Source organism: uncultured Salinisphaera sp., from assembly GCF_964012375.1.
Classification (GTDB): Bacteria; Pseudomonadota; Gammaproteobacteria; order Nevskiales; family Salinisphaeraceae; genus Salinisphaera.
On record NZ_CAXGSH010000031.1, the window covers coordinates 20,257 to 36,355 of the forward strand.

Below are 16,099 nucleotides of genomic sequence, written 5' to 3' on the forward strand. Positions count from 1 at the left end.
TCCAGAGTTTAAGTGGCCGCTTCTGCGGCGGGTTAAATCCTTGGACTAGAACCAAGCGCTAATTAATACGAAAGATAGTCGGTCACGCTATAGCCTCACATGCGAATTCCCGCAGGATCGCAGGAGTGCAAATGCTCTCTTGATCAATTCCGCGCTCTCCACATCGCACGGCGAGTGGATGTTCATCGTGAAGATTTTGACCTTGCTTGCCGGTTGCCTTAGCTAGCGGGTGCCCACCCGTAGCCTCAAGCAGATCCAACATCGGCTGGTACAGCGCTGAAAGCCGAAGATGGGGCAAACGATGCTGTAGCCTTTGAAAAATACGAAAGCCTTCGGGGTCGAGGTCGCCCCAGAAGGTCAGGCGTTCGCATGCAAACGCCGCTGCCGGTGTAGGCGGCTGCCCGGCGCGCACCAGGCGAGCGTAGTCCCGGGCCTCCACCGCACCTGCCAGTCCCCGGCCGTAGTCCTCGCCAGCCATCGACAGGCCGTAACCGTAAGTCACCATCCAGGCCAGTGGCAGATCAGCGGTCGCGGCAACTGCCGCTTCGAAAGCCACCGGGTTCTCCACCAGCACCACGGTTTTAGGCTTCGGGGGGCCGGCCATCATGAGATGCCAGGTACGCCCGGTGGACAGATGACCGGCCAGCCCGAAGCGGCGCAGAGCGAGGCTGGGTAGTGTGTCCAGGAGCTTCGAGGATCCGAGTAGGTAGCGGGCGCTGATTACGAAGCGGGGTACGCCCTCCAGACTGTCCTGCTCAGCCCGCAACCGCTGGAGCCCGTTAATCAACCGGCCCATGTCCTGCGGCGACCAATCGGCCAGCTTAGAGTACAACGGCGCCAGCGCTTCCTGATCTATGTCCGATAGGCTCTCGTCGGCCATAGCGGCCTGCCATGCCCTTTCGTCGGCCGTCACAGTTTTCGCCTGGAGGCGAAGCTCGATGAGCGTCAGGGGCTGGCCTTGAGAGTTAAACGAGCCGTGCAGCTCATTAAGCTCTTTAAGCTCCAACAGGCCAGCCCGCACCTCAGGCTCGGTCAACTTACTGACCCGAGCCACTCGGGCCACCAGCGGGGTTGGCCGCATGGTCCCCGATGCCGGTTGCAGCTTACGCAGCGCCTCGCGGACCTTCGTGGTGCTCAATGTACGTCTCCCGGCCCGGGCGTCTGTTCCAGCCGCAGCTTGCCGATGACCACGCCTTCGTGGAGCTGCTGTTCCTCGATGTTGGTCCAGCCGCCCTCGGTGCTGGAGTGGGAAGTGCCGAACAGAAATACCGGAAAGTAGTCAAAATTGTTGACGTATTCCGGCGGGTGAATGAAGCCGATCACCTGAAGGCGGCCGCGAGTGTTCTGGATCTCAGCCATGCCGGCGTCGATCAGCTTCTTCTTCGACAGGTCCGAGAACAGGCCGTCGATCAGCATGATGGTTTGCTGATTTTCGCGCGCCTTCCGCCGAGCTGCGGCGGTCGGCAGCCGGCGAGAATCCCTCTCGGTAGAGAACTCGGTCAAGCGAATGAGCCAGGCCAGCGTCATGGCAGTCTTCTGTCCGGTGCTCAGATGCTGGGTCAGCTCGTGAAACTTGCCATCGCCCCGGATCTCCGGTGATGAGAACCGGATGCTGGGATCCTTGAACAGCCGCCGGTAGCACATCTCGCGGATACGAGCGCGAATCTGATCCTCGGCCCGCTGATCCTCGCTGGAGTGATGTCGCGCCTGGTTCATGTCGTCCTGCAACACCGACACCTGCCCGTGAATAGTGGTCCGAATGTCACGCACCAACTCCTGAGCCGACTCCCGATCAAGGGCCGTGGCCTTGATCTCGAACCGCAAAGCATCCGGGTCCTGCGTATCCTTGGCCACGCGCTGGAGGATTCTGAGGTGTTGGCCCGCGCTGGTGATCAGGTTGCCCATGCGATTGATCGCCTCGTCCATGCTGACCTGGGCCGCGGTGCTCACCGCCTCCAGCTTCTCCTTCGCTGCCTCACGCAGCCCGAGGTAGCTCTCAGCCAACCGGTGAACACGATCGGCTTGGTCGAGCCCTTCGACAGGCCGCAAATGCTCGCGCTCCGAGGGTCCCAGATCACTATCTTCGGCTCTCAGGCTATTGATCAGTTCCAGCATGCGGCCAACCTGGCGGTTACGGTCGGCACGGTGGTCGCGCAGGCTGCGTCGCTTGTGCTCCAGGTCGAGCTCTCTCAGCTTCACGGCCAGTTCGCCGGCGGTCTCCTCGATGTCGTGGAGGTCCATGACGCGCAGCGCGTGTCGCAGGTTGCCGGACGCGATGCAGATCTCGTGCTCGGCGAGCTGGCCCCCGTCGATCGCCCCGGGCTTGAGCTCCGCGCTGAACGAGCGGGTCAGGCGGTCCTGTTGCAGCAGTTCGGCCAGCGCGTGGTCCACGGCGTCCCGCGCCTTCACGTAGCGCGGGCGATCCCCGCGCGCCTGCTCGAGTTGCTGTTGTGCCTCCCGGAGAAGGCGGGTTTTCTGTTCTCGCGCCCTCTGAGCATCCGCCCTTTCTTGTTCCGGCGTCTGGCCATCGGCCCGTCGTTGCCTAATGTCTACGTACTTGGCGGCGCGCTTGAGGGTCTGCTGGAAACTTACCCGGTTCTGCGCCCGATCCAACGTTGCCTCGATTCGCTGGCCCTGTTCTTCGCGGGTGACCTGCCAGGCCGGGCCCTTCAGCTTCACGAACGTCTGCGCCTGATCCACGCGCCGGCGTTGCTCAGGCGGGTAGGCCTGGCCCCGCGCCTCATCAGCCTCCAACTGGGACGTCTCGGCCATGTTTAGGCGGCCCTCGGCGGTTTCTACGCGCTCCCTTGCACGCCGGGTGGCATTTGCGGCCCGCTCCACCGCCAACTTTGCATCAACCACCGCTTGATTCCCGCCGGCTTGCTCGAAGGCCGCGGCGCCACGGATCATTGCCAAGCTGTTGCCCGTGAGCCGTTCGTTGATCGCGATTGCTGTCGCCTCGTTGTCTCCGTGCTCGGTACGCGCTTCGGGCAGACGCGTCTCCACGTTGGCTGTCAGCGCGTCGCGCGCTTCGCGGGCATTACTCACGGCCTTCCCCTCGGGCGCCAGCCGTCGACGTTCCGCTTCGAGCCGCTCGATGGCTTGATCGGCGGCGGCAATCTGCGCTCTCAGGTCCTCTTTGCGCTCTTCGATCTTGGCTGGATCCAGCAGACACTCCACATCCAGCGTGCGTAGGCCGGCCAGCAGCCCGGTGGCCCGGTTATCCTGAACATCGAGCCGACCCTCGCGGGCGTATTGCACCAACTCACGGCCCACGAAACAGGGCAAGCGCATCTCTGCGGCTTCCAGCGAGGCAGCCGCGCGCTCCGCACCCGCCGCATCCGAGCCCACCGGCGCGAACAGCAGCGCTGAGAAATGGGTCAGCACTTCAGCGCGACGCGGCCCCGGTAGGGAGAGGCCATCGATGAACTCATGCAGCGGTTCGGCCGGAATATCGGTCTCCGACAGATGCTGCAAGGCCGCCCGGTAACGGGCATCGGGGGCTGCCAGCTCATCGGCCTCCAGCGCCTCCAGTTGAGCTTTTAACTCCTTACCCTCAGCCTTTTTCTCATGCCGCTCAATGCCGGCCTGTTCACGCCTAGCATCCGCTTGCTGCAACCAGGCAGCCGGGTCGGCGTCCTGCCCCTGCTGAGTCCGGAAAGCCAGCAGAGCGTGCTCCAGGTCCTGGAGGCGTTCGATTTCGCGCTTGAGGTCGGCGCGCTTGTCGGAACAGGCTTGCAGTGTTTTTCGCTGATCTTCCTCGAATCCGGAAGCCCGGGTCTCAGGGAAGGCTTCGGCAAATCGTTGATGCACCGCCTGCTGCTCGACCAGGTGCTCGTGCCGAGCCTCGGCTTCATCCTGCTCCCGTTTGGTCGCGTCACGCGCTTGTTTGGTGGTGTCCAACCCGTCTCGCGCTTCTTGGGTCTGGCGCCTGGCCGTTCGGTATCGCTCCTCGGCCGAATCATGCTCGGCCTGAAGCTGTTGATGCACGAGCGCGGGGTCAGCCTCAGACCCAAACTCAGCAACGAACTGGGCCCAATCCGGCAGCAGGGGCTCGAGGCGTGCCGAGCGCGCGGTGAAGGCGTTCATTTCTTTCTGGGCTTCTTGACGCTCCTCGTCCACGAGATACACCAACTTATCGGCGTGCTCGGCTTCCTCGGGCTCAAAGAACGGGCTCGAACGCACATCCAGGTAGGCCTGACGGCCTTCCTCGAATTCCGTGTGCTCATTATCAAGTTCGCTGATGCGCTCACTCAGCCTGGTTATTTCATCGCCAAGGCGCCGAACCTGATCGTCGGCGGCGTTCATCGTCTCCTCAATCTCGTCGAGCTCCACACGCACGGGGTTAGTGGAAGTAGCCCGCGTCATCCACTCGTAGGCGATTTCTAGGGCTTCGCTCAGGTCATTACGCACGTGCGGGCGCAGATTCGGCACCAGCGGCAGGAGCCGCTGAGCGTCGTCGATCGAGTAGTAGACGCTGCGGTGGCCCTTGTCATCTGCGCTGACGGGCCTGAGATCGCAAGTTGGCTCAATGACTTGCGTAATTCGTGTGCCTTTCAACTGGTTGCGACTGGCGATCTCATTGAGTCGCCTGACCTTTAGCCCAGATGCCGCAGCCAACCCCACGTCTCTCACCAGCACCCCTTTCCCCGCCCCAATCACGGTGTGACGGGCAAGCTGGCCAGTCAGATCATCGTCAGGAAAGCTCACCGTGGGCAGCCCTGGCAGCGGGTCGTTGCTGATCTGCTCACGCAGTGCGGCCAGTGTCAGGGCGATCGACTGGTACTGGCCGTCGTAGCGCTTCTGTGCCGCCTCGGCCTCACCGGCGGCGGCATCCGCGGCATGGGTGCTTTCCTGCACCCTCTTGCAGCGGTCGAATTCTTTTTTCGCCGTCTCAATATCGCGCTCGTTTTGAATCGAGCGATACAGGCTCTTAAAGATCGTGTCCTCAAGGTAGTGCTCGTCCTTTTCGGCCACGTCCCCCATGATTCCCGACATGATCTCCGGGGCCAGCACGTCGTAAAAGAAAGTCTGGTCGAAACGCTCAGCATCGCGCTTCTTGAGGTCGAAGAACTGGGCGGCCTGATCACCGCTGCCGGCCTTCTGGTATTCAGCCAGTTTCTTGGCATTGCCGCTGGCGATAAATAGATCCATCTGCCGGCGCCAGTCCGACTCAGTCACACCCCAGCTGGCGCGATCGCCCCCCCGGACGCTTTTCTGGAACACCCCGTTGGGCAGTAGGCCCGTTACACCGTCGAGCGTGCCGATGGTCGGTGCGTCCTCGAAGGTGCCCCGATAGAAGTAGTAATTACGGTCTCGGCCTCGGCCCCGGAACCCGCAAAGTCCAAACACCCACGTCTCTGCAGTAAAGGTCGACTGGCCGGTCGGGCGCGCTTGCAGCGCGTCTTCGGTCAGATCAATTAGCTCAATTCGGACATGCCCCCAATGGCCGCTTTTATCGGTATGCGGAGGCAGGCAGGCATATACGCGGCTCATGAGGGCCCGGTCCCGCGAGATCAGCCCTACGATGGCATTGGCCAACGAAGTTTTGCCGCCGCCGTTATCCAGGCGAAGCGCGGTGGACAGGCCGTAGAACGGCAGGATGGTGCCGCAGAAACGGGGCATCCACGGCAACTTGGGATCGTCGCCGCGGCCGTTAACGTAGTTGGTCGCCTCGAAGCGGTTAATTCCGAACATGCTAATCGTCCTCGTCTTCGCCGTTGCCGCGACGGGTGGCCAGATTGGTGATCTGCGCCAGGGCGTCCTCGCCGGGATCGAGCAGAGCCAGACCACGGTCGTAGTTGCGTTGGATTTCGACGGCGCCCAGCAGTGTCTGTTGGTACACCGGTTCTTCTGCCGTGCTGGGCACAATCGTCAGCAAGCCGGCCTCGACCATGACCTCGCAGAAGGCAGCCACGCGCCGCTTGAAGTCCATTCCGTCGGCACTGGTTAGGATGGTGAGTACCTGCGTGGCATCGTCGGTCTCGCCAGCAGAGCCACGGAGCCCATCGCAGTGCTCGCGCAGGGCAGTCTCCAGGCGCGAAGCGGGAAATCTGGCGTCTTGATAGCGGCTGGCAGCAGTCATTCCGCGGTTGATGTAGGTATAAGTCACCGCCAAGTACATCAGCCAAGTGTGCAGAAACCAGACGCCGGCGCTGGCGCGCGTGTCCCCCTGCTTGATCTGCATGCGTTCGAGTACACGATCACGCGAGAAATACTGGGGTGGTTGGGCGTCGGCCTGGCGGGCCAGCATCCACAGCTGACTATCCACCTCGATGCCCGGCATCTCGCCGCCTTCGTAGCGCAGCAACTCCAACCCCTGACCGGCGAGCAGCTCCCGAAACTGCTGCATCACATCGGTGTCCTCGGCTGCGGCCAGCAGGCTAGCGATGTGATCCTCACCGGTGTGGCGGCGCCGACGGGGCTTGGTCTCCACATAGCGGTGGCGCAGCAAATAAGCGTGCACCTCTCCAACCTCAGACCACTGCATAGTTGTCTCCGTCAGGCGGTGGGCCAGCGGCGGCGTGATCCTCACCGCGTAGCCGTAACTCCAAGTCATCCCCGGTTAGCGCACGGTGGCCATCGATCGGGATTCGCATCGCATCAGCCACCAGGCGCATTTCAATGGCCTCGTCCTCGACCAGCCGCCGCGGTGCGGTGAAAACGCCCACGAGCTGGTCCACCATCGATTGACCGTGTGCGGACAGCCACCCCTGTGTGCGCGCCTCGGACAGCCGAATCGGCCGCTCGAACAGGAGCTGGCGAATGTGTTCTCGATGAGCCTCCAGAAACAGGTCCATCGGCGTTATCCGGTCATCGCCTTCCTCGGGTCGCGCCACCGGCGCGACCGCTACCTCGGTTTCGGTGGAAATCGCCGGCAGGATGCCGTCAAAGTCGGCGAGCGCCGCATGGGGCCAACAGACCGCCAGAGGGCCGGACTGTGCATGGCAAGCGGCAACCAAGGCTTCGTCGGGAGGACACAGCGCCAGGTACGCCGCAAGCCCCGGCAGGTCACGCACTCCGACCGGCTTTTCCCCAGCGCTGGTGATGTGATGGATAAAGTCGGCATACATGCGGCCGAGCCGCTCCAGCAGCCGCAGCGCGTTGTAGAGTTCGAGGCTGAATTGCTCGGCATCGGCGCCGCCGTGCTGCCCGGCATGACGATCCATCGCTTCGGTGATCTCTGACGTTCCCAGCAGCTCTTGGGCATCGACAACTGCCGCGTTGGTCTCGCTCAGCGCGTTGTTGTAGGCCTCGGACTGGCTACGGAACATCTCGACGCGATCGCCCCGGCCAGGCTGCTCACGTGTGTTACGGATGTCCTCTGCGAGCTCAGCGATTTTCTGCAATACCGTCTTGAGCGCATCCTGGGCCTCGACGAAAAGCCCGTCCCGCAGCGCGCCGGCAATTTCCAACGCCCGAAAGCGAGTCAACAGGAAGCTGCTGGCCGATGAGGCCAAACGGATGGCCTGGCGGCCGGTTCGGGTCAAGCGAGCCCGATCTGCACTTTCATAGGCCGGGCGTTCCAGCAGCGCAGCGGCTTCTCTCGTCGCGTCGATCTGCTCGGGCGCTTCGGGCACCCGCATCCATGACTGGCTCGGCGTAGCGAGGAGGATGACGACGTGCTCGAGATCCTCGTTCGAAAGCTCCGGGTAGTGCCCTTGGATTTCTTCGAAGCAGGGTCCGAGCGCCACGTAGTCATGGCTAAATATGGTTTCCTGGGAGTGGAGATAGCCGAGAAGACGGGCACCAACGTCCAACCAAATACCTTCACCCCAGCCTGGCCGGTCCTCCGTAACACGGTAGGTGCCTACGCCCGGATGGCGTGCTAAGTCATGTAGGTCTACTAAACGCAACACTGACCGGAGAAGAGGTCGCAAGTCCACTGTTCTTTAGTTTTTTTCTTTCACGCAAGCATACCGAAGCGGTGGGTCATTTAACGACCCATATCGATCATTGAGGAACTGGTTATTGCCCCCCCTTTTACATCCCACGGGGTACCACGGAAACGACAGGTTAGCTACGGCGACTCTTCGCGGCCCCAGAATCCAACCTCAGAACTAAGTGCACAGTTACCGACACAGCCGATGCGTGAGTTGACTGCGCCCTGTTCGGCCCGAACGGCAGACGCTCTATCGTGGGCGTGTCTCGACCTCGGCATGGGACAGGCCGAGCTGGTGAACGACGCGGATGACGGCATCGATCGTCTTGAAGGCCGGTAGGCGCCGGCGCCCGTTTCCACAACCGCCCATTCTTCGCTGCCGAAACGGACCACGATGATGTATTCGTCGGCGTAGATCGGATCGCGATTGACCTAGGCGCGAATCTTGCCGCGATAGAACGCGATCGCAGTGCGCAGATCGAAGAGTTTCATCGGCTATCCGTGGTCGAAATTCCCGCGTGGAACTCGCGCGCGCGATCGGCGCAAAGCCTTATATGGCGGGCGTTTCAGGCGGTCGCATTTTTGATCAAAAATGCCTAAGAATTTTCTCAGATCAGCTCGCGTTGGGGCTTCGCGGCGTTGCCGTGACCGCCGTAGAGGCGCAGATGCTGGGCGGCCTGGCGCAGATAGTCCGCCGCGGTGGCCATGGCGCACAGATCAGCGAAGGCCATGGGCTCGAGCGCGGCGCGAACACGCGCCGGGTCGTTGCCGGCCGCGTTCTTGAGGGCCTGCTTGAGCAGTGCCTCGGGCACGGGCTCGTAAGCCTCGGGTGATTTCCACGACATCAGGGCCGCGACATCGCGGGCGCGCAGATCTGTGGCGATATCGCGCAGCATTGTTGCACCGGTCTCGAGGGTCTGCTGATCCTCGCGCGTCTGGCGGCGCACGAACTCGTAGCAGGCGGCGTGTTCGGCCCGGGCCATGCCGGCGATGACCTCGGCCATGGGCGTGTCGTGGTTCATGAGGACGGCGTACAAGAAGAATCGATGCGTATTGTGAGCCAGACCGGGTGCTGGCTGCGAGCCGTCATGCGGGCGCTTTGGCCTGCTCGATCATGCGATCGATCCGCTTGGCCGTGACAACAGTGCGATGGTTAGCTTGCCAGAGCCATCGCACCCATACGGATATGCGCTTACGCGATCTCAATCGCAAATAGGGGATAGCGCATCGTCGCTTGCTGGCAACGCGCGCTCGGCAGCGGCTGCCTTTCGCGTCTCAATAATGTACCGACGTACCTTACCGAGCATTTGGCTCTGTCGACGAATCGCCTCGAACTCATTTTCGAATAGCATCGCCAAGTCGATTTCCCACTCTTTGGCTCGAACACGGCGAAACGCAGCGGCAGAGTAACGCATGGACTTGCCCCGCGGCAGGTATTGCAAGGCGGGCTGTCGCCTAGTGTGGTTGCCAGAACGGTAGCGCGGTTGCCAATACTTCGCGCGAAACCATTCGATCTGTACTGAGCCGTTGCGTAGGCGCACTCTCACGCCGATAAAGCCCCATTCGTGTTTCGGCCGTAGTTTATGGTTCCGGTGATGTGCCTCCCAGAACGCTTCGGCCGCCGCGAATGCGCGCTCGTAGAGAAACTGAGCGCCTGCGAGCGCCCCTTCGTAGGCTTGGTCGAGCCCCTGTCCTAGCTTGTCTTCTGTGTCGTTCACTATATCGCCTCGATCGTGTAGCGGTGCCCTGCCCACTTCACTATCAAGTGGGGCGTTGGGCCAGATATCCTTCCTGCGCACGCGCGCGCGGAAGTAAAGGGTGTTTGGAGTAAGAACCCCTTTATGAAGGAGATATTTCGGGTGCCTGCCAGACTCCGGTTCTGACTCCGTTTTTACTGCCTATTGAAATGGCACCCAATTACGTAAAGGGTGAGAGGTTCAGTTAACCATTTACGAATAAGGGGTTATTGCTTTCTTTGACCTCCTTCATAATGGATTAGCCATTTCAGATATCTTGCCGTCCGGGCAAATAGTTGCGAGGGCGCAAAGTTCCGATTTTCGTAACTTTTCGACTTTTCAAGGCGGCAACGTTCCGCTCGCGCAGCGAATACCGCTATGTACATTGGGTGTAACGGTTCGCAGACCTCGCGTATGCGCGAGTGCGAAATAGAGGGCGCTGGGGATGTAGCCCCCCTTACGTAACGGGCGCTCTTAAGCGCGTACTTATAAGTTCGTTGGAACGGGCTGGTTACAGAGGCAGACCCGTTACGCCGTTCGACAAGCGTTCGAGGTTAAGACGCGAACGCGTAAATCCGGCAACGGCCTGCCCAAAACGTATCTTGCTTCGGCACAGAACTAGACGCGTGAACCCACGAGGGCCCCAATCGGGCCCCGGCCGGGGCCCGATTGGGGCCTTTTGCGTTTAGCGTGGTTCGAATCGGCCGTCTTAGGGCCCCGACTGGGCCCCTGCCGGGGCCCAGTCGGGCACTACCGGCGCTCATTCGATATGAGGAACAGCCCACGAGCTATGGCGAGGGTTAGAAGAGTAGTCACTTACTAATCGGTGGACTCGAAACGTTTGCGACTGATGCGTGCCGAGGCGCTGTAAGGACTGCGCGCGAGATAAAAGTAACGCTATCAGGGATTGGACGCGCCGCTACTAAGTTTGCTGGCCCGAAAAACCCGAGACACACCAGTGCGCCGGATCGATCTTCTGCTAGCGTCCAGGTCGGGACTTACAATCGACGAAGTGTGAATGCTTCGAAGACTGATCTTTGCGCAAACGTTCCTGCTGTTCCTCGCGCTTGGAAATCACTGAGATATACAGAACTCCAAGGCCCAGAAGAACGGCAAGGAGCTGGATCGCCAGGATCACATAGGTCGCCATAGCAGGTCTCCGCGACGTACTTCGATAGTTAAGAGTAGCAAACCCGCGAGCGATAGACGGGGCCTGCCCCTTCCTCATCGAGTATTACTACCGCCCTCGGTCAACTATATGGCTCTTTATGCCTTGGGTACCGTCAGCGCAGGCTGTTAGGGCGCTGGAAGCCCAGAAATACGCAGATGCAGAATCGCCTTTTCGGCGTCATCCCCCCACGTTTCTAGCAACGGTTCAACGAATGGCTCTTGGATCGCTTACGGCTGAGTCTGACAAACTGGAAATTTTGTAGAAGGGTCATAGTGAGGCTGGGTCCTTTTTAAACCGCGTACCGGTTGCTGAGCGCACTACAACTATTTACCCCGACCGACCCACCGAGTTGCCCCGACCGTGTAGCCGACCGCCACAGTTCTTCTATGCTTCGCCGGGTCTCCAACGCCCTGGTAACGACCGTACTCGCCTTTATCCTGGCTGTACTCGGCTTCTTCGTGCTCGTAGCCTGCGTCCTGCCCGTGGCCGCACATATCGATGCGGGATTGCGGGGTCAATTCGATGTGGAGTGTCGCGACATGACTAAGGCGGCACTGCGATCGCATATCGTGCGCCACCTCAAGCAGCATGACCGTAGCGCCGAGGTCGCTTCGCTAGAGCTCGCTGGTGAGCCGCGCTACGACCAATCAGACAAGACGGTCGATTTCCTCGCTGTAGCGTTCGATACAAACCGGGCTCAGCAGACCGCGATGGTCGGATGCTTTGGGAATGTCGAAATCAGCGTACGGTGATTTGCCGGCAGTCGACGACATAGGCTCGAAAACAACTCGCCGATAGAGGGCTTGAATGTGCCCTGCCGCTCGGCGTCACCTTCATCGAAAGCGCGACGCCGTGCTTCCGTGATCGCGGCGCGATAGATGCGCCCGTTTCGCCACTGACTTCAGTATCCCTCGGAGTGTTGCTCGCTGCGTGCCATCACGCGTGCGCCCTTGCAGAAAGGCTCACGATAGCGCCAGTAATAGTAGTCGCCCGATGCATCCTCGAGCACCAGCGGTTCTTGGCACTCCGCGCACGCCGGTTTGGGATCAGCGGGGGCTGAGCTGCACATGGGTATCACTCGTGGCGGTCATGGCCTTCATACGCCGAACGCCGCCCTACTCGGCCCACGGATTGATAACGGGCACCCCGGCAGCCTCGAACGGCTCGATGTCGCGCGTGGCCACGCTGAAACGTGCGTCGCGGCAATCGCGGCGATCTGACCATCAGCCATAGGCAATACACGGCCGCTGGCCCTGACCGTTGCGCTCATCTGAGCGAACACCTCGGCCTCCCGCTGGTCGAACGGCAAAATGCGCTGGTCGAACAACGCCCGTAACAAACGGGTCAGGCCATGCCACAGATCATTCTGGCGTTGGCCTACCGACATCTGCTCTACCCCCGCCAACAGTTCAGCCAGGTTGACGGCCGTAAGGTAGAGCGTCTCGGGGTCCTGGCGGTCCAGCCACTGCTTTACCAGCGGGTTCGCCTGGGGCTTCATGGGTTCTGAGACGACGTTGGTATCGAGAATGATCACTCGAACGTCGCTGGCTCGAGGGGTGAATCGTCGCGGTTCGTTGGCAACTCCACGCCGCCCATTTCCCGGCCGAACTCGGCGAGCGCTGTGCCGAGGCGCGTCTTCGGGCGCACGGCATTTTCGAGAATGGCGCGCAGTTCAGCTTCCATGCTGCGGCCGTGCTTTGCAGCCCGCACCTTGAGCGCACGGTGGGTTTCTTCGGAAAGGTTGCGAATGGTGACGGCTGACACTGCTAGCACTCCTGCGCATTGCTCGCAGTGCCAGCATAATCCATCAATCGCTAGCGCGCACGGGAAAGCCGAAGCGGAACGGCAATCGCCGAACCGCCTCGGTCTGCCTTGTCCTGTTAGATGGTGGGCTCTTTTCCGGCCAGCCAATCCGAGGACCCGATCGCGGACGCCTTCGCCGTATAGCGCACGGTGGCGTTACGGGTATCGATGGTCGCCTGAACGATCGCCAGCAGACAGCCGGCACCAGCGGCAGCAGCCGCTGAGCATCGTCGATCGAGTAGTAGACGCTGCGGTGGCCTTTTTCATCTGCGCTGACGGGCCTGAGATCGCAGGTTGGCTCAATGACTTGCGTGATTCGCGTCGATTCACTCAAGCGATCGACCTCCGCGCCGCCCGGCCCCATCTGAGCCACTGCACTGGATGACGATCAAGCACTGAAAAGCCTGCGATCCCACCAGATCGGCGCGGGCAATGTGTGCTCGATCTGCGCGCACTCGGAATGCGCCGGGTTGATCAGGATGTTCGACTCGATCCGGGCCACGAACGACGGCGCGATGAGTATTGCGCTTCGACGCCCCTTTACCCAGTCGTGGCCGAACTCGCGGGCGACCGTGGGCAATGCCGTGTCCCAACCGGGCAGCGCATCCTTGGTCACGATCTCGTAGGACAAGCCGCCCGGCAGCGTGATCTCGATGTAGTGCTGGTTCGGTGGCATGAGCCCGTTCGCATGAACGAGCTTTTCGAGCATCGACGTCGAGTAGTGCTCGCCGGCGTAGATGACGGGGGTAGTCATCGTGTTCCATCGCCCCGGCGCGATAGTCGAACCGGTGCCGTCGAAGATGGGATAGCGCCCGTCCGGGTCGCCGATTCGATACGCATACAGCGTTCGATCGAGTCGCTGGCCGCTCACAAGGCGCTGCCATGCTCCAGACGTCCCAGCAGATCCTCAACGGCTTCCAGACCGGCGCTGTTCTGCATCGCGACTGCCATCGGCGCCTGGTCGTCGAACAAGGGGTGTTTGCGCTCGAGAAAGGCACGGGCGGTTTCATCGTCCTGGTAGACACGAACCGCGGCCGTCCAGGCTCGCGCAACGCGATGCGCCTTCTCGCTGTCGTGAGGATTGAGGGGTTGCCGCATCTTGCGCCGTCGCTGAAGCGTGGGCCGCGCGACAATGCGGTGCACGAACCCCTTGTCTCCGGGTGCCACCGCGCGTTGCAGATGCATGAGCGTGTTGACCGGGAACCCGCGCTGGATGCGCTCAGCCATGAGCAGCACGGATGAGCGTTCGGAGTGTTCGAATCCGAGCACGCGTTCAACGGCAGTGATGTCTTCCATAGAAAGGCTCCAAACGCGATGCGTTCACATGAGCCTATATTATCGCTCGCACGAGCGCATGGCTACCGGGGTCTTGCGGTGCCTGTCCCTCGGACGCCGTATATACCCCACGAGGGCATCGATCGTGACAGCCCCTAGCGTTGGACTCTGGCAGGTAGAACAAGCGGAATTGATGCGTTCACGACCAATCGAGCAAGGAACTGGGTTCATGCAAGAGAGCTAAGATCTGCGGAACTACCTGGGCGCTCCGGCGGACCTTGGGCCCCGCCAGAATGATGAGGAGCTGCGGGCGGTCTATCAGGCGGCGTCGTCGCGCCTCGGCAGCAAGCTCGACACACGGACCAAGAATATAAAGGTGCTGTCTAATGCGGCCGAGCTGATTCGTGTCGGCCACTCGTGGGTGACGTCAAGATCGCGAACGTGCTGTATCTGAATATCGCGATCGCCAGCGTACTCTATCTGATCGTCCCACCAACCGACCGGCTGACCAATCAATGCGGTCAGCCGCCTTTCTGGGCCAACTCACGAAACGGAGAAAATCATACGCTAAGCCTCGTCCAGCGTTCGCAGCGGTTTTGATCGCCGAGCGACTGTTTTTAATCAATGGGGCGCTTGGCCACAGCATGCGCTTTGCCACGGGCGATCAGCTAGCGGTTAACGGGGAACGCTGCGGCACCGGCGATAAGCAATGCCAGCACAATACTGATGCAGAACAATAGTGAGGCCACACCAGCCGCCATCGCGCCGGGGATGACCAACATCATGAGATTATCCACTGTCTCCGTGATCGCGATCGACGCGGTATCGGCGGCCAGAGTGAGTTTGAGCGAGGCGCTCAAAGAAAGTGAACCCGGCTCGGAGCAGCAGCTGCAGCATGGTCAGGAAATAGCCAAAAAAGAACGCGAGAACAACCGCAATCGCGATAGTTGCGACCGAACCCCGTAACCATGCCAACCACCTCAGCAATAGCGCAGCCGCTCAGGCAGTATATGGTTGCACTGAGTGCGGTCTGGTTCAAAGAAGCGCCGCCGGTGTGCGTGTGGTGCGATGTCGAATTCATCGGTGACTCACGGTCCCATATTCGGTAGCGACATTTGTTGCAGCAAGGGATCTAGCCCGGCTATTTACGGCGCGGTCAGGGGCTTGTGTTAACGCCCGATCGGCGGCCGCCCGCGGGTGCACGCATGCGCCGCCGGTTCGTATTTTGCGGCGGCTCGGGCGGCTGCTCTCCCTCGGACAGGCCCTCGATGATGGGACAATCCGGCCGGTGATCGCCGCGGCAGTGCTCAGCCAGATGCTGCAGCGTCTCCCGCATGGAATTCAGCGCTTCGATCTTGTCTTCGAGTTCGGCCACGTGCGCCAGAGCCACGGACTTGACGTTGGCGCTGCTGCGACTGCGGTCGCGCCAGAGGGACACCAGCTCGTGCATCTGCTTGACGGAAAAACCAAGGCTTCGCGCCCGCTGGATAAACTTCAGGGTGTGAATGTCGGCATCGGTATAGACGCGATAGCCGGATTCGGTGCGGCCTACGGGCGGGATGAGATTCACCCGCTCGTAGTAGCGGATCATCTTCGCGGAGATACCGGATGCTTCGGCGGCTTGGCCTATGTTCATGATCGCCTCATGCCTCAAAGGGGGCTCGACCGGTCAGGCTTCGACCGCCGAGCCAGTTTCCGGGATGAAAAACGCGTCCGCGTGCAGACCGCCGGCCCTCAGACCACGTTGGGTTAGCAGGTCCTGCGGCGCGTCGACCATGGCGGGCGGCCCGCGACGTAAGATTTCCAGCTGTCGAGATCGGCCAGATCCTGGCCCACGGCGTCAGTGACCCAGCCGGTGCGCCACGCTCCAGTCGCTGTCGCCTCGGACAACGTTAGCATGGCGTTCGGCCAACGCTTCAAAATGCCCGTCGAAGTACAGATCGCGCGCTGTGCGAACGCCTTGGTCGATGTGGATGGGCTGTTGCAGCCCACGGGCAAGCGCCGTTCCCACGATCGGGCCGGCATGTTTTCGCGCAGAAACGAAGTGCCGTAGGGCCCTTCGACGGGCACTTCATCATCAACCGCCAGGTTTGTCGCCACGCGTTGACTGGCCGCCTCGCCGGCTCGCGACCTCCTCGTTCGGCCGCGGCTACCGGGCCGCCACGGTCGTGGCGGGACTTTGCGATGCCGGGGCTTCCTCGAACCCCATGGGCGGCGCGAACCGACGTAGGC

The 16,099-nt window shown here is 61.4% G+C and carries 16 protein-coding genes; 2 read left to right on the forward strand and 14 right to left on the reverse strand.

Annotated features, from left to right (window positions below; all coding sequences use genetic code 11):
* Positions 1–82: 82 nt before the first annotated feature.
* The 7 genes from ABNU97_RS07380 to ABNU97_RS07410 all read right to left on the reverse strand — a co-directional run bounded on the left by ABNU97_RS07380 (position 83) and on the right by ABNU97_RS07410 (position 10,768).
* Positions 83–1,138 carry a Wadjet anti-phage system protein JetD domain-containing protein gene (locus ABNU97_RS07380; protein ID WP_209064488.1) on the reverse strand — a complete coding sequence of 352 codons (1,056 nt, stop codon included), beginning with the start codon at positions 1,136–1,138 and terminating at the stop codon, positions 83–85.
* Positions 1,135–5,697 carry a hypothetical protein gene (locus tag ABNU97_RS07385; protein ID WP_209064490.1) on the reverse strand — a complete coding sequence of 1,521 codons (4,563 nt, stop codon included), beginning with the start codon at positions 5,695–5,697 and terminating at the stop codon, positions 1,135–1,137. The genes ABNU97_RS07380 and ABNU97_RS07385 overlap by 4 nt, the downstream gene beginning before the upstream one ends.
* 1 nt (position 5,698) lies before the next feature.
* On the reverse strand, positions 5,699–6,490 hold the full coding sequence (locus tag ABNU97_RS07390; protein ID WP_209064492.1) for a hypothetical protein: 792 nt from the start codon (positions 6,488–6,490) through the stop codon (positions 5,699–5,701).
* Positions 6,477–7,760, reverse strand: coding sequence for a hypothetical protein (locus tag ABNU97_RS07395; protein WP_209064494.1), 1,284 nt, complete (start codon positions 7,758–7,760; stop codon positions 6,477–6,479). The genes ABNU97_RS07390 and ABNU97_RS07395 overlap by 14 nt, the downstream gene beginning before the upstream one ends.
* A gap of 730 nt (positions 7,761–8,490) precedes the next feature.
* A complete protein-coding gene (locus ABNU97_RS07400; RefSeq protein ID WP_209064496.1) occupies positions 8,491–8,904 on the reverse strand; it encodes a hypothetical protein in 414 nt (137 codons plus the stop codon).
* A gap of 180 nt (positions 8,905–9,084) precedes the next feature.
* Positions 9,085–9,600 (reverse strand): conjugative transfer protein MobI(A/C), encoded by a 516-nt coding sequence (gene mobI / locus ABNU97_RS07405; RefSeq protein ID WP_209064497.1) that lies wholly within the window; start codon positions 9,598–9,600, stop codon positions 9,085–9,087.
* Between the two features lie 997 nt (positions 9,601–10,597).
* A complete protein-coding gene (locus ABNU97_RS07410; RefSeq protein ID WP_209064499.1) occupies positions 10,598–10,768 on the reverse strand; it encodes a hypothetical protein in 171 nt (56 codons plus the stop codon).
* 407 nt (positions 10,769–11,175) lie between these two features.
* Here ABNU97_RS07410 and ABNU97_RS07415 point away from each other — a divergent pair, with 407 nt between their 5' ends.
* A complete protein-coding gene (locus ABNU97_RS07415; protein ID WP_209064501.1) occupies positions 11,176–11,541 on the forward strand; it encodes a hypothetical protein in 366 nt (121 codons plus the stop codon).
* Between the two features lie 149 nt (positions 11,542–11,690).
* On the opposite strand, the gene ABNU97_RS07420 is transcribed toward ABNU97_RS07415, so the two are convergent.
* The 5 genes from ABNU97_RS07420 to ABNU97_RS07440 all read right to left on the reverse strand — a co-directional run bounded on the left by ABNU97_RS07420 (position 11,691) and on the right by ABNU97_RS07440 (position 13,888).
* A complete protein-coding gene (locus ABNU97_RS07420) occupies positions 11,691–11,858 on the reverse strand; it encodes a hypothetical protein (protein WP_209064503.1) in 168 nt (55 codons plus the stop codon).
* Positions 11,859–11,885: 27 nt separating this feature from the next.
* Positions 11,886–12,323, reverse strand: a complete 438-nt coding sequence (locus tag ABNU97_RS07425; protein WP_348523046.1) for a type II toxin-antitoxin system VapC family toxin — start codon at positions 12,321–12,323, stop codon at positions 11,886–11,888.
* Positions 12,320–12,553 carry an Arc family DNA-binding protein gene (locus ABNU97_RS07430; RefSeq protein ID WP_209064505.1) on the reverse strand — a complete coding sequence of 78 codons (234 nt, stop codon included), beginning with the start codon at positions 12,551–12,553 and terminating at the stop codon, positions 12,320–12,322. The genes ABNU97_RS07425 and ABNU97_RS07430 overlap by 4 nt, the downstream gene beginning before the upstream one ends.
* Positions 12,554–12,980: 427 nt before the next feature.
* Positions 12,981–13,463: an RES domain-containing protein gene (locus ABNU97_RS07435; protein ID WP_209064507.1), complete on the reverse strand. Its 483-nt coding sequence runs from the start codon at positions 13,461–13,463 to the stop codon at positions 12,981–12,983.
* Positions 13,460–13,888, reverse strand: coding sequence for an antitoxin Xre/MbcA/ParS toxin-binding domain-containing protein (locus ABNU97_RS07440; protein WP_209064509.1), 429 nt, complete (start codon positions 13,886–13,888; stop codon positions 13,460–13,462). Before ABNU97_RS07440 ends, ABNU97_RS07435 begins: the two co-directional genes overlap by 4 nt.
* A gap of 396 nt (positions 13,889–14,284) precedes the next feature.
* Between ABNU97_RS07440 and ABNU97_RS07445 the strand changes: the two genes are divergently transcribed.
* Entirely contained in the window at positions 14,285–14,467 is a 183-nt protein-coding gene (locus ABNU97_RS07445) for a hypothetical protein (RefSeq protein ID WP_209064511.1), read from the forward strand.
* A gap of 68 nt (positions 14,468–14,535) precedes the next feature.
* Here ABNU97_RS07445 and ABNU97_RS07450 read toward each other — a convergent pair whose 3' ends face one another.
* A complete protein-coding gene (locus ABNU97_RS07450) occupies positions 14,536–14,727 on the reverse strand; it encodes a DUF4396 domain-containing protein (protein ID WP_348766111.1) in 192 nt (63 codons plus the stop codon).
* Positions 14,728–15,023: 296 nt separating this feature from the next.
* Positions 15,024–15,503, reverse strand: coding sequence for a Cu(I)-responsive transcriptional regulator (gene cueR / locus ABNU97_RS07455; protein WP_209064533.1), 480 nt, complete (start codon positions 15,501–15,503; stop codon positions 15,024–15,026).
* Between the last annotated feature and the right edge of the window lie 596 nt (positions 15,504–16,099).

Bases quoted from the DNA above. Each gene is read 5' to 3' on its own strand.
- ABNU97_RS07385 (WP_209064490.1), bottom strand. From the start codon at position 5,697: ATGTTCGGAATTAACCGCTTCGAGGCGACCAACTACGTTAACGGCCGC.
- ABNU97_RS07390 (WP_209064492.1), bottom strand. From the start codon at position 6,490: ATGCAGTGGTCTGAGGTTGGAGAGGTGCACGCTTATTTGCTGCGCCAC.
- ABNU97_RS07400 (WP_209064496.1), bottom strand. From the start codon at position 8,904: ATGAACCACGACACGCCCATGGCCGAGGTCATCGCCGGCATGGCCCGG.
- ABNU97_RS07410 (WP_209064499.1), bottom strand. From the start codon at position 10,768: ATGGCGACCTATGTGATCCTGGCGATCCAGCTCCTTGCCGTTCTTCTG.
- ABNU97_RS07415 (WP_209064501.1), top strand. From the start codon at position 11,176: ATGCTTCGCCGGGTCTCCAACGCCCTGGTAACGACCGTACTCGCCTTT.
- ABNU97_RS07420 (WP_209064503.1), bottom strand. From the start codon at position 11,858: ATGTGCAGCTCAGCCCCCGCTGATCCCAAACCGGCGTGCGCGGAGTGC.
- ABNU97_RS07440 (WP_209064509.1), bottom strand. From the start codon at position 13,888: ATGGAAGACATCACTGCCGTTGAACGCGTGCTCGGATTCGAACACTCC.
- cueR (WP_209064533.1), bottom strand. From the start codon at position 15,503: ATGAACATAGGCCAAGCCGCCGAAGCATCCGGTATCTCCGCGAAGATG.